This window comes from Streptomyces canarius (genome assembly GCF_014650735.1).
Taxonomy (GTDB): Bacteria; Actinomycetota; Actinomycetes; order Streptomycetales; family Streptomycetaceae; genus Streptomyces; species Streptomyces olivaceoviridis.
In genome coordinates, this window is record NZ_BMVN01000024.1 from 101,460 (window position 1) to 124,591 (window position 23,132).

6 protein-coding genes and 1 pseudogene are annotated in these 23,132 nt (G+C 74.4%); 6 read left to right on the plus strand and 1 reads right to left on the minus strand.

The genetic code is table 11. The annotated features are described in order from the left end of the window. Positions 1-91: 91 nt before the first annotated feature. The 3 genes and pseudogenes from IE294_RS47910 to IE294_RS29050 all read left to right on the plus strand — a co-directional run. A pseudogene (locus IE294_RS47910) lies at positions 92-15,730 on the plus strand (SDR family NAD(P)-dependent oxidoreductase); the annotation flags it as partial. A gap of 60 nt (positions 15,731-15,790) precedes the next feature. Continuing rightward, positions 15,791-16,609, plus strand: a complete 819-nt coding sequence (locus tag IE294_RS29045; RefSeq protein ID WP_189890937.1) for an arylamine N-acetyltransferase family protein — start codon at positions 15,791-15,793, stop codon at positions 16,607-16,609. Positions 16,610-16,693: 84 nt separating this feature from the next. Further along, a complete protein-coding gene (locus IE294_RS29050; RefSeq protein ID WP_189890938.1) occupies positions 16,694-17,980 on the plus strand; it encodes a phthiocerol/phthiodiolone dimycocerosyl transferase family protein in 1,287 nt (428 codons plus the stop codon). Between the two features lie 28 nt (positions 17,981-18,008). Here the strand turns inward: IE294_RS29050 and IE294_RS29055 are convergent, their stop codons facing one another. Further along, positions 18,009-18,800, minus strand: a complete 792-nt coding sequence (locus IE294_RS29055) for a putative protein N(5)-glutamine methyltransferase (RefSeq protein ID WP_189890939.1) — start codon at positions 18,798-18,800, stop codon at positions 18,009-18,011. A gap of 232 nt (positions 18,801-19,032) precedes the next feature. Between IE294_RS29055 and IE294_RS29060 the strand changes: the two genes are divergently transcribed. The 3 genes from IE294_RS29060 to IE294_RS29070 all read left to right on the plus strand — a co-directional run bounded on the left by IE294_RS29060 (position 19,033) and on the right by IE294_RS29070 (position 23,077). Next, positions 19,033-20,667: an acyl-CoA carboxylase subunit beta gene (locus IE294_RS29060; RefSeq protein WP_189890940.1), complete on the plus strand. Its 1,635-nt coding sequence runs from the start codon at positions 19,033-19,035 to the stop codon at positions 20,665-20,667. Positions 20,668-20,746: 79 nt separating this feature from the next. Next, a complete protein-coding gene (locus IE294_RS29065; RefSeq protein WP_373315860.1) occupies positions 20,747-21,955 on the plus strand; it encodes an acyl-CoA dehydrogenase family protein in 1,209 nt (402 codons plus the stop codon). 153 nt (positions 21,956-22,108) lie between these two features. Beyond that, the gene (locus tag IE294_RS29070; RefSeq protein ID WP_189890941.1) at positions 22,109-23,077 is read left to right on the plus strand and encodes a zinc-binding dehydrogenase; all 969 of its coding nucleotides are present in this window, start codon (positions 22,109-22,111) and stop codon (positions 23,075-23,077) included. Positions 23,078-23,132: the final 55 nt, after the last annotated feature.

Below are 23,132 nucleotides of genomic sequence, written 5' to 3' on the forward strand. Positions count from 1 at the left end.
GCACCGCCGGCCCGGGGCGCCGTCGATCGGCGAAAACCGCACCGACGCCCCGACGCGTTCGCTTCGACAAGCCTGGAGGACGGACTTGAGCACGCCGGAACAGGATCTCGTAAAGGCGCTGCGCGCGTCGGTCAAGGAGACCGCGCGCCTCCGGCAGAAGAACGCCCAGTTGCTCGCCGCCGCCTCCGAGCCGATCGCCGTCGTGTCGATCGGCTGCCGCTTCGCGGGCGGGATCGCCGGCCCGGAGGACTTCTGGAAGGTCGTGTCCGAGGGCACGGACGTGTACACGCCGTTCCCCGACGACCGTGGCTGGGACCTCGAAGGGCTCTACGACCCCGACCCGGACACCCCCGGCACGACCTATGTGAACCAGGGCGCCTTCCTCCATGACGCGGCCCAGTTCGACGCGAGGTTCTTCGGGATCTCCCCGCAGGAGGCCCTGGCGATGGACCCCCAGCAGCGGCAGCTCCTGGAGGTGTGCTGGGAGACGCTGGAGCGGTCGGGGATCGACCCGCAGAGCCTGCGCGGCTCCGACACCGGTGTGTACGCCGGCATCGTGCACCAGGACTACGCGCCCGACCTCCCCGGAGCGGAGGACTTCCTCAGCCTGGAGCGCGCGCTCGGCAGCGCCGGCGGCATCGCCTCCGGCCGGGTGGCCTACTGCCTCGGGCTGGAGGGCCCGGCCGTCACCGTCGACACCATGTGCTCCTCGTCGCTAGTCGCCATCCACCTGGCGTCCCAGGCGCTGCGGCGCGGCGAGTGCTCGCTGGCCCTCGCCGGCGGGGCCACCGTGATGGCCACCCCGGGCGGCTTCGTCGGTTTCGCGCGCCAGCGCGGCCTCGCCTTCGACGGACGGTGCAAGTCCTTCTCCGCGACCGCGGACGGCAGCAGCTGGGCCGAGGGCGTCGGCGTCGTCCTGCTGGAACGGCTCTCCGACGCGGAGCGCAACGGACACCGGGTCCTCGCCGTGATCCGCGGCTCGGCCGTCAACTCCGACGGGGCCTCCAACGGGCTGACCGCTCCGAACGGGCCGTCCCAGCAGCGCGTCATCCGCAGCGCGCTGTCCGCCGCGGGGCTGTCCACCGACGACATCGACGCCGTCGAGGCCCACGGCACCGGGACCACCCTGGGCGACCCGATCGAGGCACAGGCACTCATCGCCACCTACGGACAGGGCCGCGACCCGAAACGGCCGTTGCTGCTCGGCTCGGTCAAGTCCGTCCTCGGCCACACCCAGGCCGCCTCCGGGGTGGCCGCCGTGATCAAGACCGTGCTCGCGCTGCGTCACCGCTACCTGCCCGCGACCCTGCACGTGGACAGCCCGACCCCGCAGGTCGACTGGTCCTCGGGAACCGTCGAGCTGCTCACCGAGGGGCGCGAGTGGCCGGAGAGCGGCCGGCCCCGCCGGAGCGGCATCTCCGCCTTCGGCGCCAGCGGGACCAACGTCCACATGATCCTGGAGGAGGCTCCCGGCACCCTGCCGGCCGAGGCCCCCGCCGCCACCCCGTCGGAGCCCGGACGTACCGTGCCGTTCATCGTCTCGGCCCGTACCGCTTCGGCGCTCGCGGGCCAGGCCCGGCGGCTGCGCGGACCCGTCGACGACGGGGTCGCACTCGGTGACCTCGCCTCCGCGCTGGTGACCGGCCGCGCGCTGATGAGTCACCGGGCCGTACTCCTCGCCCGCACCCGGGACGAGCTGCGCGACGGACTCGCGCTGCTGGCCGAGGGCCGCACCGGCACCGGTGTGATCACCGGTGCCGCGGGCCAGACCGGGCCCGGCAAGACCGTTTTCGCGTTCCCAGGGCAGGGCACCCAGTGGGCCGGCATGGGGCGCGAACTGCTCGACGTCTCCCCGGTCTTCGCCGCCCGTATCGCCGAATGCCAGGAGGCGTTCGAGCCGTGGGTCGACTGGTCGCTGACCGATGTGCTCCGCGGCGACGGCACCGAGCTGGAGCGCGTCGACGTCGTCCAGCCCGTGTGCTTCGCCGTGATGGTCGCCCTGGCCGAGGTCTGGAAGTCCGCGGGCGTGGTCCCGGACGCGGTGATCGGCCACTCCCAGGGTGAGATCGCGGCGGCCTGCGTGGCCGGCGCGCTGTCCCTCGCCGATGCCGCGCGGGTGGTGACCCTGCGCAGCCAGGCCATCGCCGAAGTGCTGCCGCGCGGCGGCGGCATGGCCTCCGTCGGGCTGCCGCTGGACGAGGTGCGCGCGCTGATCGAACCCTGGGCCGAGCGGCTGCAAGTCGCCGCGGTCAACGGTCCGTCCGCGGTGGTGGTGGCCGGGGAGGGCGCCGCGCTGGACGAACTGGCCGCTCGGGCGGGCGAACTGGACTTCCGGTTCCGCCGGATTCCCGTCGACTACGCCTCGCACAGCCACTACGTCGAGAGCGTCAGGCCCACCCTGGAGGCCGACTTGGGCGGGCTGGCGTCGTCGGCGCCGCGCATCCCCTTCTACTCGACAGTCGAGGGCAGGTGGCTCGACGAGCAGGACCGGCTCGACGCCGACTACTGGTACCGCAATCTGCGGCAGCCGGTCCTGTTCGAGCCGGCCGTCCGGGAGCTGATCGCCGAGGACCACCGGATCTTCGTCGAACTCGGTGCGCACCCCGTCCTGGTGCCGGCCGTCACCGACATCGCCGAGGAACTGGACGCGGACGTCCTGGCGGTCGGCTCGACGCGCCGGGACGAGGGCGGCATGGACCGGATGCTCGCCTCGATGGCCGAGGTGTTCGTGCGCGGGGTGACGGTCGACTGGACCACGGCCGTCCCCGACCGCGGGCCGGCCCCGGTGGACCTGCCCACCTACCCGTTCGACCACCAGCGGTACTGGATCACCATGCCCGGCACCGGGGCCGGCGCCGAGTCACTGGGCCAGGTGACCAGCGAGCACCCGCTCCTCGGCGCGGTGGTGGAACTGCCGCAGACCGACGGCCTGGTCTTCACCTCACGGCTGTCCCTGGCGACCCATCCCTGGCTGGCCGGCCACCGCATCCAGAACGTCGTGCTGGTGCCCGGCACCGCCTACGTCGACCTGGCCATCCGGGCCGGCGACGAGTTCGGCCACGGCGTCCTCGACGAACTCGTGATCGAGGCACCCCTGGTGCTCCCCGCGGAAGGCGCCGTCCGGGTCCAGGTCGCGGTCGGTGGCACGGACGCGACGGGACGCCGCCCGGTCGAGGTGTACAGCTCCCGGGACGGGGAGGGCTGGACCCGGCACGCGGCGGGCATGCTGTCCGACTCCCACGCCGCCGTCGGCGGCAGCGGATTCGACTTCGGCCAGTGGCCGCCGCCCGGCGCACGCCGGGAGGACACCGACGACTTCTACGCCCGCCTCGCCGAACGCGGGTACGACTACGGGCCGGCCTTCGCCGGACTGACCGCCGTCTGGCGGCGCGGCGAGGAGATCTTCGCCGAAGCCGTGCTGCCGGCCGAACACCGCGAGGACATCGAGAAGTTCGGCATCCACCCCGCGCTCCTGGACGCCGCGCTGCACGCGAACGCCTTCCACCGGCACGAGGACGACCGCAACGTCCTTCCCTTCGCCTGGAACGGCGTCCAACTGCACGCGGCCGGCGCCGGCGCGCTGCGCGTCCGGGTCGCGCCGTGCGGTCCCGACGCCCTCTCCTTCGACGCCGCGGACGAGACCGGGGCACTGGTCCTGACCATGCAGTCCCTGGTCTCCCTGCCCATCTCCGACCTGGGCGCCGACCCCGCCCAGGCCCCCGACGCGCTCTGGCAGCTCGACTGGACGCGTGTGCCGTCCGCGGCCGGGCAGCAGGCGCAGCACCGGGCCGTCGTCGCCACCTCCGGTGACGTGGTGCGGATCACGCTCGCCGAGGATCTGGGCGAGCCCGTGCCCGACCTCGCCGTGCTCGACCTCACCGCGCCTCCCGGAACCGACGCCGGGGCCCGTACCGGGGACGATCCGCTGCCGCTGCTGTGCCGGGTTCTCGGAGTGCTCCAGGCCTGGCTGGAGGAGCCTGCCCTCGCAACGGTGCCGCTGGTCGTGGCGACCCGGGGCGCGGTGCCGGTACGCGGTCCGGTCACCGACCCGGGCGGCGCCGCGGTGTGGGGACTGCTGCGTGCCGCGCAGGCCGAGAACCCCGGCCGGTTCGTCCTGGTGGACCTGGAGCCCGGCGCCGACCGGGACCGGGCGATCGGGGCGGCCCTCGCCAGTGGTGAGCCGCAGACCGCCGTACGCGACGATGCCGTCCTCGCCCCGCGACTCGGCCGCGCCCGGCTCACCGAACCCGACGCACCCGACGCACCCGACGTACCCGACGTACCCACGGGGTTCGCCGAGGGCGGCACCGTGCTGATCACCGGCGGCACCGGAGTGCTCGGCGCGCTGCTGGCCCGGCACCTGGTGCACGAGCACGGCGTACGCCGGCTGGTGCTCGCGAGCCGGCGCGGCCCGGCAGCCGAGGGCGTGACCGCGCTCGTGGACGAACTGACCGGGCAGGGCGCGTCCGTCGTCGTCGCCGCCTGCGACGTGTCGGACCGTGACGCCCTCGCGGAACTGCTCGCCGCCGTTCCGTCCGAGCACCCGCTGACCGGCGTCATCCACGCCGCGGGTGTCCTGGACGACGGCGTCATCGCCGGCCTGGACCCGCACCGCATGGCCGGCGTCTTCGCGCCGAAGGCGGGCGCGCTGCGCCTGCTGGACGAGCTGACCCGGGAACGGCCGCCCCAGGTCTTCGCCGCGTTCTCCTCGGCCGCCGGCGTCTTCGGCTCCGCGGGCCAGGGCAACTACGCGGCGGCCAACGCCTACGTCGACGCCGTCGTCTCGGCCCGGCGGGCGGCGGGACTGCCCGCCGTGTCCCTGGCCTGGGGCCTGTGGAGCCCGGTCACCGGGATGACGGGACAGCTCGCCGACGTCGACCGCACTCGGATGAGCCGGGGCGGCGTCCGACCGATGTCGACGGCCGAGGCACTCACCCTCTTCGACCTCGGCATCCGTTCGGGCAACCCGCTCCTCGTGCCGATCCGGCTCGATCTGGGTGCCGTACGCGCCGAGGCAGCCGCGGACGGCACCGTCCCCCCGCTGTTCCGCGCCCTCGTGCGCCCGCCGCGGCGGACGGCCCAGGCCGCCGCCGGCGCCGAAGGAGCGCTGGCCCGCAGGCTCGCCGGGCTCCCCGACCAGGAGCGGACCGAGCTGGTGCTCGACGTCATCCGCACCGAGGTGTCGGCCGTCCTCGGTCTGGGAGAGGCCGACCCCGCCCTGGACTCCGAGCGATTCGGCGACATCGGCTTCGACTCGCTGACCGCCGTCGAACTGCGCAACCGGCTGTCGGCGGCCACCGCTGTCAAGCTGCCCGCCACGCTCGTCTTCGACTACCCCACGCCGGTCGTGCTCGCCCGGCACCTGCTCGAACAACTGGGCGGCACGGTCGACGCCGTCACCCCCGTGCGCCCGGCCGCCCCGGCCGAAGCCACGGACGACGACCCCGTCGTGATCGTCGGCATGGCGTGCCGGCTGCCCGGCGGGGTCACCTCGCCCGCCGAGCTGTGGCAGCTGGTCGCCGACGGCCGGGACGGCATCTCGGAGTTCCCGGACGACCGCGGATGGAACCTCGACGGCCTCTTCGACTCCGACCCCGACCGCGCCGGCACGGCCTACACCCGCCGGGGCGGATTCCTGCGGGACGCCGGGTACTTCGACGCCGCCCTGTTCGGGATCTCCCCGCGCGAGGCGCTGGCCATGGACCCCCAGCAGCGGCTGCTGCTGGAGACCACCTGGCAGGTGCTGGAGAGCGCGGGCATCGACCCGTCGTCGGTACGCGGCGAACGCGTCGGCGTCTACACCGGCATGTCGATCCACGACTACCTGGGCTCACTGGCCGACGTGCCCGCCGAACTCGAAGGCTTCACCACCACCGCCACCGCCGGCAGCGTCGCCTCCGGACGGGTGTCCTACGTCTTCGGGCTGGAGGGCCCGGCCATGACGGTGGACACCGCCTGCTCGTCGTCCCTCGTGGCCATCCACCTCGCGGCCCAGGCGCTGCGCCTGGGCGAGTGCGAACTGGCCCTCGCCGGAGGCGTCGCCGTCATGGGCTCCCCGGTCGGCGTAACCGGCTTCTCCCGCGCCCGCGGCCTGGCCGCGGACGGCAGGTGCAAGGCCTTCGCCGCGGCTGCCGACGGCACCGTGCTCTCCGAGGGCGTGGGCGTCGTACTCCTGGAACGGCTGTCCGACGCCCGGCGCAACGGCCACCGTGTCCTCGCGGCGATCCGCGGTTCCGCGGTGAACCAGGACGGCGCCTCCAACGGCCTCACCGCGCCGAACGGCCCGTCGCAGCAGCGGGTGATCCGCGCGGCGCTGGCCGCCGCCGGGGTCGCGCCGGACGAGGTCGACACGCTGGAGGCCCACGGCACCGGCACCACGCTCGGCGACCCGAGCGAGGCCGAGGCGATCATCGCCACCTACGGGCGGGACCGCTCACCCGACCGGCCGCTGTGGCTGGGATCGGTCAAGTCCAACCTCGGCCACACCCAGGCCGCGGCCGGCGTGACCTCGGTGATCAAGATGGTCGGGGCCCTGACGCACGGCGTGCTGCCCGCGACGCTCTTCGTGGACGAGCCGACGCCGCACGTCGACTGGTCCGCGGGCACCGTCGCCCTGCTCACCGAGGAACGCCCCTGGCCCGAGACCGGCCGCCCGCGCCGGGCCGGCATCTCCTCGTTCGGAATCAGCGGCACCAACGCGCACCTGATCCTCGAACAGGCCCCGGCCGAACCGGCCACGGCGCCCGGCGACACGACCACACCGCCCGCCGTCGCGGCCACCGGGTCCGAACCGCCGGACGACGCGGCCGGTGCCGTACTGCCCTTCGTCGTCTCGGCGCACAACCCGGCCGCCCTGGCAGGCCAGGCGAAGCGGCTGCGCGCGGCCGTCGCGACCGGGCTGCCGCTGCCGGACACGGCGCGGACCCTGCTCAACGGCCGCGCCCTGCTCGCCCATCGGGCCGTCGTCGCCGCGGCGGACCGGGAAACCCTTCTCGACCGGCTCGACGCGATCGCCGCCGGGGAGCCCGCCCTTGGCGTCACCGCCGGAACGGCCGCGGTCGGCGCCGCCGCCTCGACCGTCTTCGTGTTCCCGGGACAGGGATCGCAGCGGCTCGGCATGGGACGCGAGCTGTACGCCCGCTTCCCCGTGTACGCGGCGGCCTTCGACGAGGCCTGCGCCCGCCTGGACGACCGGCTCCTCGGCGCGGTCGGCACCTCCGTGCGGGACGTCGTCTTCGCGGAACCGGACAGCCCGCAGGCGGCGCTGCTGGACCAGACCGTCCACACCCAGGCGGCGCTGTTCGCGGTCGAGACCGCGCTGTTCCGCCTGGCCGAGTCGTGGGGCATCCGCCCGCGGCTGCTGCTCGGCCACTCCATCGGCGAGATCACGGCGGCGCACGTCGCCGGAATGCTGTCGCTGGAGGACGCGGCGACCGTCGTAGCCGCCCGGGGCCGGCTCATGCAGGCGCTGCCCGCCGGCGGCGCCATGGTCGCCGTGGCCGCCACCGAGGACGACGTCCGCCCCTTCCTCGGTGCGGGCGTCGACATCGCCGCCGTGAACCAGCCCTCCTCGGTGGTGCTCTCCGGTGACGAGGACGCGGTGCTCGCCGCCGCCGACGCGCTGCGCGCACAGGGCCGCAAGGCCAAGCGGCTCCAGGTCTCCCACGCCTTCCACTCCGCCCGGATGGACCCGATGCTCGCCGAGTTCCGCGCGGCGATCGCCGACGTCACCTGGCAGCCCGCGCGAATCCGCGTCGTCGCCCACCAGGACGGCGACATGACCAGCACCGACTACTGGGTCGAGCACGTACGCCGCACCGTGCGCTTCGCCGACGGCATGGCCGCCGCGCTCGACCAGGGCGGAAGGCTGTTCGTGGAGATGGGACCGGGCGCGGCCCTGACCGCGCCGATGCTGGAGACGGCCGCCGCCTCGGGCACCGAGCCGGTGTGCGCGCCGATGCTGCGCGACGGACACGACGAGGCGCAGACCGCGATCGGCGCGCTCGCCGAGCTGTTCGTACGGGGCGTCCCGGCCGACTGGCAGGCACTGCTCCCGGCCGACGCGTCCGCCGTCGAGCTGCCGACGTACGCCTTCGACCGCACGCACTACTGGGTGAAGACGGCCGGCGGACGCACCGACGCGGCCGGCCTCGGACAGCTGCCCGCCGACCACCCGCTGCTGTCCGCCGTCGTCCCCGTGCCGGACACCGGCGGGTTCGTCGGCACCGCACGGCTGTCGTCGGCCACCCACCCGTGGCTGGACGGGCACCGGGTGCACGGGGTCACCGTGGTGAGCAGCGCGGCACTCCTGGACCTGGCCGTCCGGGCCGGTGACGAGGTCGGCTGCGGGGTGGTGGCGCGCCTCGCCGTCGAGACCCCGCTCGTCGTTCCGCCGAACGCCGGGGTACGGCTGGAGATCACCGTGGGTGCGGCCGACGAGCAGGGCTGCCGCCCGGTCACCATCCACGGTGCCGCGGACGGTTCCGGTACCTGGGTCCGGCACGCCGCCGGCGAACTGTCCGAGCGCACGCCGGCCGCCCCCGACCCGGCGCCGCGGGCGTGGCCGCCGGCCGGGGCCGAGCCGGTCGAGACGCCCGAGGAGAGCCCCGGGCTGCTGGGCGTGTGGCGCCGGGGCGAGGAGACGTACGCGGAGGTCGCGCTCACCGACGACGGCACCGGCCCCGACGGCGCCCCGGAGTTCGGCCTCGACCCGGCCCTGCTGGAAGCGGTGACGCGGGCGGTGACGGCCGGTTCCACGGCCGCCACGGTGTGGGAGGAGGTCGTGCTGCACGCGAGCGGCGCACGCCGCGTGCGCGCCCGGCTGACCCCGCTCGGCGAGGACCGGTGGAGTCTTGAGGCGACCGACGGGTCCGGGATCCCGGTGCTGTCCGCCCGGTCCTGGACGGCGGCGCCGATCCGGCCGGAGGACCTGGGCGCCGGCGCCGCCGCGGACGCGATGTACCGGGTCGTCTGGACCGCCACGGAACCCTCCGCGGCACCGTCCGGGCAGACCGTGACGGTTCCGGTGACGAGCCCCGCGGACGTGACGGCGTTCGCGGCGCGGGCCACCGTGCCCGCTCCCGGACCCGCGTGGACCGCCGAAGAGGGGACCGGGCACGACGAACCGCAGCACAGCCCGCCGGCCGCCGCGGTGCTGGAGGTCGCCCCCGGCGGCGACGCACAGCCGCTGCTCGCGCACGTGCTCGCCGTGCTCCAGGCCTGGCAGCACGAGGCTCCCGCCGACGCCCGGCTCGTAGTCGTCACCCGCGGCGCCACGCCCACCGGACCGGCCTCCGCCACCGACGCCCCCTCGGCCGCCGTCTGGGGTCTGGTCCGCGCCGCCCAGGCCGAGATGCCGGGCCGGACACTGCTGCTCGACCTCGACCCCGGGGCGGACACCGAGGCGGCGGTCGCGACGGCGTTGGCCACCGGCGAACCGCAGACGGCGGTGCGCGGCACCACCCTCCTGCTACCCCGCCTGGCGCCCGCCGGGCCGCTCGCGGAGCCGAGTGCCGGGCAGCCCGCGCTGGACCCCGACGGCACCGTCCTGATCACTGGCGGCACCGGCTCGCTCGGTGCCCTGGTGGCCCGCCACCTGGTCCGCGCCCGGGGTGCCCGGCACCTGCTGCTGGCCGGCCGGCGAGGACCGGCGGCCGAAGGCGCCGAGGAACTCGTCGCCGAACTGTCCCGACTGGGCGCCGCGGTGACCGTGGCCGCCTGCGACGTCTCGGACCGTGCCGCCGTGGCCACGCTCCTCGCCGGCATCCCGGCCGCCCACCCGCTCACCGCCGTCGTCCACACCGCCGGCGTCCTCGACGACGGTCTGCTCGGCGCGATGGACCCGGCCCGGCTCGCCGCCGTCCTCGGTCCGAAGGCCGAGGGCGCGCGGCACCTGGACGAGCTGACCCGGGACTGCGATCTCGCCGCGTTCGTGGCGTTCTCCTCGGCCGCCGGCCTGCTCGGCTCCGCCGGACAGGCCAACTATGCCGCCGCCAACGCCTACCTGGACGGGCTCATGACGGCGCGCCGCGCGGCCGGCCGGCCGGGGGTGGCCCTGTCCTGGGGCCTGTGGGACCAGAGCGGCGGCATGACCGGGCACCTGGACATCACGGACCGGGCCCGGATGCGCCGCGGCGGCGTGCTGCCGCTGCGACCGGAGGAAGGCCTCGCCCTGTTCGACGCCGCCCTCGACGGCGGCGAGGCACACCTGGTGCCGATCAAGCTGGATCTCGCCGCCGCCCGTGCCGACGCCGCCGCAGGCGGTCCGGTCCAGCCGCTGCTGCGGCACCTCGTCAGGGCGCGCCGGCGCGCCGAAGGCACGGCCGCCGCGAGCGATCTGCTCGCCGCGCTCGCCGGCCGTTCCCCGGCCGAGCAGGAGGCGTGGCTGCTGACCCTCGTCCGGTCCCGCGCCGCCCTCGTCCTGGGCCACGGGTCCGCCGACGACATCGATCCGGACACCGCCTTCCAGAGCGTCGGCATGGACTCGCTCGGCGGGGTGGAACTGCGCAACCGCCTGGCCGCCGCGACCGGACTGACCCTGCCCGTCACCCTGGTCTACGACTACCCCACCCCCCGGCAACTGGCCGGGTTCCTGCGCGACGAACTGGCCGGCACCGCCACACCCGCCGAGGCGGCGCCGGTGGTGGCCGCCGGAGCGCACGACGACATCGCCGTCGTCGGACTCGGCTGCCGGCTGGCGGGCGGGGTACGAGGACCGGACGACCTGTGGGAGCTGCTGATCCGCCGTGGGGAGGGACGGTCGCCGTTCCCGACCGACCGCGGCTGGGACCTGTCCACCGTCCCCGTGGAGGCCGGCAGCTTCCTGACGGACGCCGCTGAGTTCGACGCCGGGTTCTTCGGCATCTCCCCGCGCGAGGCGACGGCGATGGACCCGCAGCAGCGGCTGCTGCTGGAGGTCGTGTGGGAGGCCCTGGAGGACGGCGGCCTGGACCCGGCCGCGCTGCGCGGGACCGACGTGGGCGTGTTCGTCGGTGTGATGGGCCAGGGCTACGGCATGTTCGGCGGCGACGCGCAATCCGACGGCCTGCGCGGCACCGGCGGCGCGGTCTCCGTGGTCTCCGGCCGCGTGTCCTATGTGTACGGCTTCACCGGCCCGGCGGTGTCCGTGGACACCGCCTGCTCCTCCTCCCTGGTGGCGATGCACCTGGCCATGCAGGCGCTGCGCAACGGCGAGTGCTCGCTGGCCGTGGTCGGCGGCGTCACCGTGATGGCCACGCCGGGCGCCTACGTCGAGTTCGCCAAGAACGGCGGGCTCGCGGCCGACGGCCGTTGCAAGGCGTTCGCCGCCTCCGCCGACGGCACCGGCAACGGCGAGGGCGTCGGCGTGGTACTGCTGGAACGCCTGGCCGACGCCCACGCCCACGGACACAGTGTCAGCGCCGTGGTACGCGGTTCCGCCATCAGCCAGGACGGCGCCTCCAACGGGCTCACCGCGCCCAACGGGCCGGCCCAGCAACGGGTGATCCGGCGCGCGCTCGCGGTCTCCGGGGTGGCCCCCGCCGACGTGGACGTCGTGGAAGCGCACGGCACGGGCACCCGGCTGGGCGACCCGATCGAGGCCCAGGCGCTGCTGGCCACCTACGGCCGGCGCGACCCCGAGCAGCCACTGTGGCTCGGCTCGGTGAAGTCCAACATCGGTCACACCCAGGCCGCCGCGGGCGTGGCGAGCGTGATCAAGATGGTGCTCGCGCTGCGCCACCAGACACTGCCGGCCACCCTGCACGTGGACGCCCCCACACCCGAGGTGGACTGGTCCAGCGGCACGATCCAGCTGCTGACCGACGCCCGGCCGTGGCCGTCCCGGCCCGGCCGCACCCGCCGCGCGGGCGTGTCCGCGTTCGGCCTCAGCGGCACCAACGCCCACCTCATCCTGGAGGAGCCGCCGCGGCGAGCGGTCGAGCCGGTGCGGAGCCCCGCCGAGGACGCCCCGCTGCCCTTCGTCCTGACGGCCGGCAGCCCGGCCCGGCTGGCCGCGCTCGCGGATCGGCTGGCCGACTTCGCCGAGCGTGGCACCGCGCCCCTGCCCGCGCTGGCCACCGCTCTGGCCCACGGACGTACCCGGCACCAGACGCGGACCACCGTGATCGCGGCCGACCGCGCCGAACTGGTCGACGGGCTGCGGGCGCTGGCCGCCGGTGGTGCCGACGGGGTGCCGGCCGGCGGATCGTCCACCCCGGGCACCCAGACGGTGTTCCTCTTCCCGGGCCAGGGCGGCCACTGGGTCGGCATGGGCCGCGAACTGATGGACCACTCGCCCGAGTTCCGGGCCTGGGTGCGGCGATGCGACGCGCTGCTCGCCGAGTACGACCTCGACTGGACGCTGGAGCAGGCGCTCGGCGGCGAGAACGATCTGTCCCGGGTGGACGTGATCCAGCCCGCCTCATTCGTCATGATGACCGGTCTGGCCCAGCTCTGGGCGTCCGCCGGTGTGGTGCCGGACGTGGTGCTCGGCGCGTCACAGGGCGAGATCGCCGCGGCATGCGTCGCGGGCCTGCTGTCCGTGCCGGACGCGCTGCGCGCGATCGTGCTGCGCTCCCGGATGGCCGCGGCGCTCCCGTCCACCGGCGGGATGCTCGTGGTCGGCGTGAGCCGCGCCCGGATGACGGAGATGCTCGCCGACTACGGGGGCCGGGTAGAGATCGCCGCGGTGAACGGCCCGGTGAACGTGGCCGTCTCCGGCGAACGCGCCGCCATCGAGGAGCTGGCCGCCGCCGCGGCCGACCAGCAGCTCTGGTTCCGCAGGATCCGGGCGGACTACGCCTCCCACTCGTTCCTCGTCGACGAACTCCAGGAGCCGATGCTGGCCGCCCTGGACGGGATCGGGGAACGGCCCGCACAGGGGCTCGTCCCGGGCTGCCGGTTCTACTCCACCGTCGACGGTCGCTGGATCGGCCCCGACGAACTCCTGGACGCCGGCTACTGGTTCCGCAATCTGCGCCGGCCGGTCGAACTGGACGCCGCTGTCCGCGCGGTGAGCGCCGACGCGCGCGCCGTGGTCGAGGTCTCCGCCCATCCCGGGCTGGTCCCGTCCCTCCTCGACATCATCCACGACACCGGCCGGACCACGCCGGTGCTCGCCACCCTGAGGCGCGGCGAGGGCGGCCGGGAGCGGTTGACGACCGCCTTCGCGGAAGCCTTCGCCGCCGGCCTGCCGGTCTCCTGGGCGACGGCCCTCCCCACCGGACAGGCCGGCTGGCGGGACCTCTGCCGCGAGCTGCCGACCTATCCGTTCGACCACCGGCGCTACTGGCTGCGGAGCTCGCGGACCACCGACACCGGCGCTCTCGGTCTGGCCCGCACCGAGCACCCGCTGCTCACCACGATGGTCGAACTGCCCGGCTCGGACGGGCTGATGGCCGTCTCACGGCTCTCGGCGCACGATCAGCCCTGGCTCACCGCCGGTACCGACGGCGGTCCGGTCGAGGTGCCCGGCTCGCTCTGGGTCGAACTGGCCATCCGGGTCGGGGACGAGGTCGACTGCGGCGACCTGGACGAACTGGAGCTGACGGCGCCCCTGCTCCTGGGCCCCGGGGACGCGGCACGGCTACAGATCTGCGTCGACGGCGCCGACGCCGCCGGCCGTCGGCCCGTGACCGTGCGGTCGGCACCCGCGACGACGGACCGGGACCGGCCCGTGTGGACCCTGCACGCACGGGGCGTGCTGTCACCCACCGCCTCCGTCACCGAGCCCGAGCCGGACCCGGCCCCCTGGCCGCCGGCCGGCGCCGAACCGGTCGGCCTCGACGAACTGCCCGTGGCGACCGGCGCCGCCATGCCGCCGGCCCTGCGCGCGGTGTGGCGGCGCGGCGAGGACGTCTACGCCGACGTGGCCGTCCCCGCCGACCAGACCGACGTCGTCGGCCGTTTCGGCGTCCACCCGCTGCTGCTGGAGGCCGCGGCGCACGTGGCGGGCTTCCCGGCGGGCCACGTGCCGTCGGTCTGGCAGCAGGTCGTGTTGCACGCGTCCGGCGCCTCGGCGCTGCGCGTCCGGCTGCGGCGGACCGGCGACGGAGTCAGCCTGGAGGCGGCCGACCACACGGGCCTGCCGGTGCTCACCGCGGCCCGCATCACGGCCGGGCCGGCGACCGTGGCACCGGCGGGACGGGGCGGCCGTGCCCTGCGGACCGAGTGGGTCCCGCTCGACGACGGGCGGCCGGGTACCGCCGTCGAGATCGTCACCGTCGACAGCGACGACGCCGTGTACCGGGTTGCCGCGGCCCCGTCGCCCCTGGGAGCCGCCGCGACCGCAGTGTTCGACGTCGGCGCGGGCCGGGAGCCCGAGGACGCCTGCCGGCGGGCGCTCGCCGTCGCACAGGCCTGGCTGGACGAGCCGGACCTGGCGGGCCGGGTCCTGGTGGTGCGCACCCGCGCCGCGGTGCCGGTCGGTCCCCGGGACACCGGTGCGGCGGCGCCCGACCCGGCCGCGGCGGCGGTGTGGGAGATGTGCGCCGCGATCCAGGCCGAGTACCCGGGACGGTTCGTGCTGCTCGACGACGCACCGGAAGAGCCCCGCACCGCACCTGGAGACCGCGGCACGGCAAGCCTGGGCCGGGTCCTGGCCGCGGCCGTACCGCAGGCCGCCGTGCGCGCCGGGCGGGTGCACGTGCCGCGGCTGGTACCGGTCGCCACGACGGAGGCCACGGCCCCGGCCCTCGATCCGGACGGCACCGTCCTGGTCGTCGGCGGCACCGGCACGGCCGGCGCCCGGGTGGCCCGGCACCTGGCCGCCGAGCACGGGGTGCGCCACCTCGTCCTCGCCGGACGGGGCGGACCCGGCACCGAGGGCGCTGCGGCTTTGGCCGCCGACCTCACCGCCCTCGGCGCGTCGGTGACCGTCCGGGCCTGCGACGTCGCCGACCGCGACGCGCTGCGCCGGCTGCTGGACGGCATCCCGGACGAGCACCCGCTCACCGGCGTGGTGCACGCCGCGGGGCTGCCCGACGACACCCGGCTCGCGGAGCTGGACGCGGACCGGCTCACCGAGGTGATGGCCGCGCGCACCGAGTCGCTGCGCCACCTCGCCGACCTCACCGCGGACGACCGCCTCGCCCTGTTCCTGGTGGTCACCTCGGCAGCGGCCCTGCTGGGGCCGGTGCATCATCCGGCGAACGCCGCGGCCGACGGCTTCGCGCGGGCGGTCGTGGCCCGCCGCCGGATGGCCGGGCCGGCCGGCAGCGCCCCGGTGCTGCTGCCCGCTGTGACAGGGACCGGCGGCGCGCCCGACCCGGACGTGGCGCTGTCGGCGGTGTCCGAGGCGCTGCGCTCCGGCGAGCCGTTCCCGGTGCCCGGCCGGCCCGAGCAGTGGGCCGCTCCGGCGGCCGGCCGTCCCGTGCCGCCGTTGCTGCGCGGCCTGGTCCGCTCACGTCGGCGGTCGGCCGCCCACACGGCGGCGTCCGCCGCGGGTGCCGAGAACGGGTGGAGGGAGCAGTTGGCCGGGCAGAGCCCCGACGAGCGGGAGCGGACCGTACTGGACCTGGTGCGAGCGCAGTTGACCGAGGTGCTCGAACTGGATCCGGCCGAACCGGTCGACGCCCAGCGCGGGTTCTTCGAACTGGGCCTGGACTCGCTGCTGGCGATCGAGCTGTCCCGGCGGCTCGGCGACCGTATCGGCACCGCGCTGACGTCCGCGGCCGTCTTCGGCCACCCGACGCCGGCCGCGCTCACCGGCTACCTGCTGGCACGTCTGGACGGGGCGATGGCCGATGCCTGACGGTTGCGCACCCGCGGCAGCGGCGCGACGCACAGCGCGACTCCCCGGAACAGAGAGGCAGTGACCGTGTTCGACACCGACATCTACCTACGCCGGCTGGGCCACGACAGCGAGCGGGCCGGGCGTCCCGCGCCCGACCTGACCACCCTTGTCCGGCTGCACAAGCGGCACATGGAGACCGTGCCGTTCAGCAGCACCGGCTCCCTGGCCGTGCCGACCGCGAGCGGCGAGGTGGTCGATCTGGTCGACTTCGACCAGGACGCCACCTTCGACGCCGTCGTCGCGGCGGGCCACGGCGGCGGCTGCGTCCAGATGACCCGGCTGTTCCTGCGCCTGCTGCGCGACCTCCGCTACGACGTCGACCTGATCGCCGGGACCACGGCCGAGGGGGAGGCGGAGTACGGCGTCGATGTCGAGCACATGCTGATGGTGGCCCGCGTCGACGGAGCGCGCTGGCTCGTCGACGTGGGCTACGCCGGACCGTCGTTCCTCGAACCCCTGCGGCTCGACGGTGCCACCGACGGGCGCGAGCAGGTGCAGTACGGCTGCCGGTACCGCCTCGTGGAGGACGGCGACGGCGTGCTCCTCCAGCGCAGGCCGCGGCTGGGGCGCTGGAGTGTGGTCTTCCGTTTCACTCCGAAGGTCCGCGAGCCTGCCGAGTGGTACGCCTTCCAGGACCTGGCGAACGTGAAGCTGGCGGCCGTGACCCAGGAGAGCGCACCCCAGCTCCACAGCCGGGCCGTCGCCGACGGACAGGTGGTGCTCAAGGGCCGGCGCCTGCTGACGGTACGGGCCGGCATCGAGAAGTCCCGGACCATCACCGATGACGAGGAACTACGCGCGGTCCGCGACGGCATCCTCGGCGGCACGCTCGACTGAAGCCCGGTACCCCGTTCCCTCGCTCGACGCGGCCCACGCCGCTCGGCTCATCGCCCTCGTCACCGTCGACAGAACAGGATGGACATGCGTCGCAACCTATCCCGCTCGGAGAACCTGTACGCCGGGGAGATGAGAACCCAGGCCGTGCGCACGATCACGGTGCGCGGCGGTGTCGACCCCGACGCGCTCGGCGCGGCGTTCGCCGCTGTGCTGGCCGACCACCCGTCGCTGCGCAGCCGCCTGGAGCAGGACGCCGAGGGCAGTTTCCTCAGCCCGCTGAAGCCCGACGAACTGCCGCGCCTGGTGGTGCGCGCCGACAGCCCGGACGGGCTGGTGCAGGAGTGGAACACGCCGCTGCCGCTGGGCGGCCCGCTGGTCCGCGCGGTGCTGCTGACCGGCGAGGACGAGGACACGCTGGTCCTGGGGACCGACCATGCGATCTGCGACGGCCGCAGCGCGACCGCGCTGTGCGTCCGCTTGTGGCAGTACTACGCCGACATCAAGGCAGGCACACACCCGCCCGTCCGACCCGTCCGGGAGGACTGGCCGGCGGCGATCGACGACCGCCTCGCACCCGTCACCGAGACCGACGTGGCCGCCTACGTCCAGGGGCGGCTCGACCGGGCCGAAGGCGCCCCGGTCGGCGCCCTCCCGTACCTCGCGGCCCGGTCCGGCGAGGTGGCGCCCCAGCAGGGCCGGACCCAGTCACGCCGGCTCCAGCTGGACGTCTCCGAGACCGCGAGTCTCCTGGCGTTCGCCCGGAGCGCGGGTGTGTCGGTGCACGGGCTGGTGGGCGCGGCGATCCTCGCGGCCGTCCGTTCCGGCCTGCCGGCGGAGTACGCCGACCACCGGCTGGGCTGCGTCTCCACGGTGGACCTGCGCGAGCGGGTGGAGCCCCGGCTGAGCCGTGAGGTGATGGTCCCCGCGGCCTCGTGGTACCAGGATCTGGTCGACGTACCGGAGGGGGCCGACCTCGTCGCGCTGGGCCGTCGGCTCGCCACCGGCCTCGGAGCCGCGGTCGGCCGCGGCGACCCCGCCCTGGAACTGCAGTCGCTGGACCGGCTGCTGGCCACCCCGCACCTGCTGGCGGCGAGCGTGGTGATGACCAACATCGGACGCGTCACCCTGCCGCCGTCTCCGCCCGGCCTGGAGATCACGGACATGCGGGGGTTCGCGGTGTCCAGCAAGGCGCCGTCGTTCCTTCAGCACGGCCCGGTGCTCGCCGTGCTGATGACGGTCCGCGACCGCTTCCGCATCGAAATGCCCTACAGCACCGAGTGCTTCACGGAAGAACAGATGGACGCGGTCCACGACCATGTCCGGGCGACTCTGCGGGAGTTCGCCGACCGGGTACCGGTCCCGGCCGGATGAGGATTCACCGGCCGGACAACGACAGGGTCTAACCGGCGGCGCGGGTGCCGACCACGACCGTGCAGTACATCTCGTCGTTCGTGGACACGTGGGGGACGAGGCCGTGGTCGGCCATCGCCCGCGCGGTGAGCGGGGCCTGCTCCTCGCTGGTCTCGATCAGCAGTCTGCCGCCCGGCGCCAGCCACGCCGGTGCCCCGGCGGCGACCCGGCGGTGCACCTCGACACCGTCGGCGCCCCCGTCGAGCGTGTACTTCGGCTCGTGGTCACGTGCCTCGGGCGGCATCATCGCGATCTCGTCCGTCGGCACGTAAGGAGCGTTGACGACCAGGACGTCCACGCGACCGCGCAGCGAGCCGGGCAGCGCGTCGTACAGGTCGCCCTCGTACACGTGGGCGCCGGCGCCGACGTTCAGCCGGGCGCAGGCGACCGCGTTCGGGTCGATGTCGGCGCACGACAGCTCGATCCCGGGCACCCGCGCGGCGACGGCGGCACCGATCGCTCCGGTTCCGCAGCACAGATCGACGACGACCGAGCCCGGCCGGGCCGAGTCCGCCGCCAGGTCGACCAGGAACCGGGTGCGCTGACGTGGGACGAACACCCCGGCGTTCACCCGGATGCGCAGGCCGCAGAACTCGGCCCAGCCGAGGATGACCTCCAGCGGCTCGCCGACCACACGGCGGTGCACCAGCACGTCCAGTTCGGCGGGTGTCTCGGCGGCATCGAGGAGCAGCGCCGCCTCCTCCTCCGCGAACACGCATCCGGCACCTCGCAGGGTGGCCACCGTGCGCGACAGCACCTCATCGGCGGGAATGATCGACATCGAAGCCTTTCGAGGAAGAACCCCGGCCGGCCGGGCCGATCCGCCGGCCGTGAATGCGTCACCTGCCGTCAGACCGGGGGATGTGGGGTGCGGGATATCCAACTTACGGTGACCAGCGGATGGTTCAGCCAGCTTAGCAGGAGAGGCCGATGGAGTTTGTGACCAGGGAAGTCGGTGCCGACCGTGGGGCCACGGCCCCGCGGACCGCACGGTGGCGGGCGGCTGGGCGATCATGAGCACCGCCACCGGTCCCGCGCGGGTCTCCGCCGTCACCACCCCCGACACCCCCGACCCGCGCACGACAGCGGGCAAGTTGGCCGACCTCCAGCAGCGGATCGACGCCGCGATGTGCGCCGGCGGCGCCGCCGGCGTGGAACGCCAGCACGCGAAGGGACGCCGCACGGCGCGCGAGCGCATCGACGCCCTGCTCGACCCCGGCTCCTTCGTCGAACTCGACGCGCTGGCCCGGCACGCGCCGACCGCCGGCTCACCGGAGCGGCACGCCATGGGGGACGGTGTCGTCACCGGCACCGGCACGATCGACGGCCGTCCGGTGGCCGTCTACAGCCAGGACGCCACCGTTTTCGGCGGAACACTCGGTGAGGTGCACGGCGACAAGATCGTCAAGCTGATGGACCTGGCTGCCAGGGTCGGCTGCCCGCTGGTGGGGATCAACGACGGCGGCGGTGCCCGCATCCAGGAAGGCGTCGGCACGCTCGGCCGCTACGGCGAGATCTTCTACCGCAACGTGCGCTGTTCCGGCGTCGTCCCGCAGATCTCCCTGATCATGGGCGCGTGCGCCGGGGGAGCGGTGTACTCCCCGGCGCTCACCGACTTCACCGTCATGGTCGACCGGACCAGCCACATGTTCATCACCGGGCCCGAGGTCATCAGGGCCGTCACCGGCGAGGAGGTGGACTTCGAGACGCTCGGCGGTGGCCGCCCGCACAACACCCGGTCGGGGGTGGCGCACTACCTCGCCTCCGACGAGGACGACGCGCTGGCCTACGCCAAGGACCTGCTCAGCTACCTGCCGAGCAACAACCTCTCCGTGCCGCCGGTCTTCTCCCCACCGGAGCAGGCACGTTCGAGCGCCGACGGGCTCACCGCCACCGATCTCGAACTGGACACGATCGTCCCGGACTCGCCGCACCAGGCCTACGACATGTACGAGGTCATCACCCGGGTGCTCGACGACGGCGAGTTCCTTGAGGTGCAGAGGATGTTCGCACCGAACATCGTCGTCGGCTTCGGCCGGGTGGACGGGCGCAGCGTCGGGGTCGTCGCCAACCAGCCCACCCAGGTGGCGGGTTGCCTGGACATCAACGCCTCGGAGAAGGCGGCACGTTTCGTGCGCACCTGCGACGCGTTCAACGTGCCCGTGCTGACGTTCGTGGACGTGCCGGGTTTCCTGCCCGGCGTCGACCAGGAGTGGGACGGGATCATCCGGCGGGGCGCCAAGCTGATCTACGCCTACGCCGAGGCGGTCGTCCCCAAGATCACGGTGATTACCCGCAAGGCGTACGGCGGTGCCTACGGCGCCATGGGCTCCAAGCACCTCGGCGCCGACGTCAACCTGTCCTGGCCGACCGCGCAGATCGCCGTGACGGGCGCCGCGGGAGCCGTAGGCATCCTCCACCGCAGGGAACTGGCGCGGCTGGAGGGCGACGAACTGGCTCAGCGACGCGCCCAGTTGGTGAGCGAGTACGAGGACCAGGCCACTCCCTACGCCGCGGCCGACCGCGGTTACGTCGACGCGGTCATCCAGCCGTCGCACACCCGCGCACAGATCGGGTGGGCGCTGCGGCTGCTGGCGACCAAGCGCGCGGAGGGACCACCCCGCAGGCACGGCAACATCCCGCTCTGAGCGGGGGACGCGACGGCACGACCCGAAGCACAGCGGGACCGAGACCAGACAGTTGACGGACCGAAGAGGGCGGAAACACTTGACTCTCCCCGAAAGCGTTGAGCACTCCGAGCCGGTGAAGGCACGGACACCCGACCCCCATGACTTCCTGGCCCTGGACGATGAGCTGGACGCCACCGAGCGGGCCATGCGCGACACCGTGCGGGCCTACGCGACGACCGAACTGCTGCCCCATGTCGCCGACTGGTACGAGCGCGCGGAGCTGCCCCGCTCGATCGCCAAGGAACTCGGCGCGCTCGGCCTGCTGGGGATGCAGCTGGACGGCTACGGCTGCGCCGGTCTGTCGGCCACCGCCTACGGCATCGCCTGCCGCGAACTGGAAGCGGTCGACTCCGGACTGCGCAGTTTCGTGTCCGTGCAGGGCTGCCTCGCCATGTGCGCCATCCACCGCTGGGGCAGTGCGGAACAGCGGCAGGAATGGTTGCCCCGGATGGCCGCGGGCGAGGTGCTCGGGTGCTTCGGGCTGACCGAACCGGAGTCGGGCTCCGACCCGGGTTCGATGCGTACGTTCGCCCGCCGCGACGGCGGCGACTGGGTGCTCAACGGCGCCAAGGCGTGGATCAACAACGGCGCGCTCGCGGACGTCGCGGTGATCTGGGCACACACGGAGGACGGGGTGCGGGCCTTCCTCGTGCCCACCGGCACGCCCGGCTTCGCCGCCCAGGAGATCACCCGCAAACTGGCCCTGCGGGCGTCCAACACCGCCGGCCTCACCCTGGACGAGGTGCGGGTCCCCGCGTCGGCGGCCCTGCCCGGGGCGCGCGGTCTGAAGACGGCGCTCTCGTGCCTGAACGAGGCCCGCTTCGGCATCATCTGGGGCGTGGTCGGCGCCGCCCGCACCTGCTACGCCAGCGCGCTCGACTACGCCGTCGGCCGTGAGCAGTTCGGCCGGTCGCTCGCCTCCTTCCAGCTCTCCCAGCGCAAGCTCGCGGACATGGTGGTGGACCTCACGCACGCCGGGATGACCGCGCTGCGGCTGGCCCGGCTGAAGGAGGCCGGCCTGCTGGAGCCCACGCAGCTCAGCCTCGGCAAGCTCGCCAACGTGCGCGCCGCGACCGAGGTCGCCCGTACGGCGCGCAGCATCCTCGGCGCCAACGGCATCACCCTCGACTACCCGGTGATGCGGCACATGTCCAACCTGGAGGCGGTGCTCACCGTCGAGGGGACCGAGGAGGTCCACACCCTCAGCATCGGCCGGGCGGTCACCGGTGTCCAGGCATTCCGCTGACGGTCCCGAGCGTGACGCTGCCACCCGGCGGCGCGCGACACCCGAAACTCCCGTACGACGAGGAGCTGCCATGCGGCGTCACGACATTTCACCACACCTGCGAGCCACGGGGCATCGGCCGTGGGGCACCAGCCGGGGCGGGAGGGCGGGACGGTGAGGGCTGTCTACGCGGCACGTCCCGACGCCGAGGAACCGCTGGCCGCCCTGGCCGTCGGCGAGCGCCCCGATCCGGAGGTGCCCGAGGGGTGGCTGCGGGTCCGGGTCAGGTCCGTGTCCCTCAACCACAAGGATCTGTGGACCCTGCGGGGTGTCGGCCTGAACCACGACAAGTATCCGCGGATCCTCGGCTGCGAGGCGGCGGGGGAGGACCCTGAGGGCCGGCGCGTGGTGCTCTATCCCGTACTGGAGTCCCCGCCGGGCACCGCGGACGAGACCCTGATCCTGCCGGCCGCGCAGCTCGTGGGCGCCCGGCCCGGCACGATGGCCGAGTACATCGCCGTGCCTGCGACCAGCCTGCTGCCGGTCCCGGACCAGCTGACCTGGGAAGAGGCGGCCTGCCTGATCTGCTCGTGGCTGCCGGCGTACCGCATGCTGTTCACCAAGGCCAAGCTGCAACCCGGCGACTCGGTTCTCGTGCAGGGAGCGGCCGGCGGACTGTCCACCGCGCTGATCACGCTGGGCGCGGCCAGCGGACTCCGGGTGTACGCCACCAGCCGTACCGCCGACAAGCGGGAGCTGGCCAGGCGCCTGGGCGCGCACGAGGTACTGGAGCCAAAGGCGCAACTGCCCGAACAGGTGGACGCCGTCATCGACAGCGTCGGCCGGGCGACGTGGACGCACTCCTTGCACAGCGTGCGCACCGGGGGCACGGTCGTCGTGGCCGGCGCCACCTCCGGCGACGTCTCGCCGGCCCGGCTGCACCGGGTCTACTTCCACCAGATCAACATCGTCGGGTCCTTCAGCGGCACCCGGGACGAATACGCGCGGATGCTGGCGCTCATGCGCACCACGGGCATCCGGCCCCTCGTGGACGACGTGATGCCACCCCAGGACGCGCGAGCGGCGTTCAAACGCCTGCTGGACGGCGACGTCCGGGGCAACCTCGTACTGAGCTGGCCGTAGGGCGCGGGCTTCCTGACCAGGCTGGTACCGCCTGGTGCGACGGGAACCCGACCGT

Coding starts and splice junctions, on each gene's coding strand:
- IE294_RS29050 (WP_189890938.1), top strand. CDS start 16,694: ATGCGTCGCAACCTATCCCGCTCGGAGAACCTGTACGCCGGGGAGATG.
- IE294_RS29055 (WP_189890939.1), bottom strand. CDS start 18,800: ATGTCGATCATTCCCGCCGATGAGGTGCTGTCGCGCACGGTGGCCACC.
- IE294_RS29060 (WP_189890940.1), top strand. CDS start 19,033: ATGAGCACCGCCACCGGTCCCGCGCGGGTCTCCGCCGTCACCACCCCC.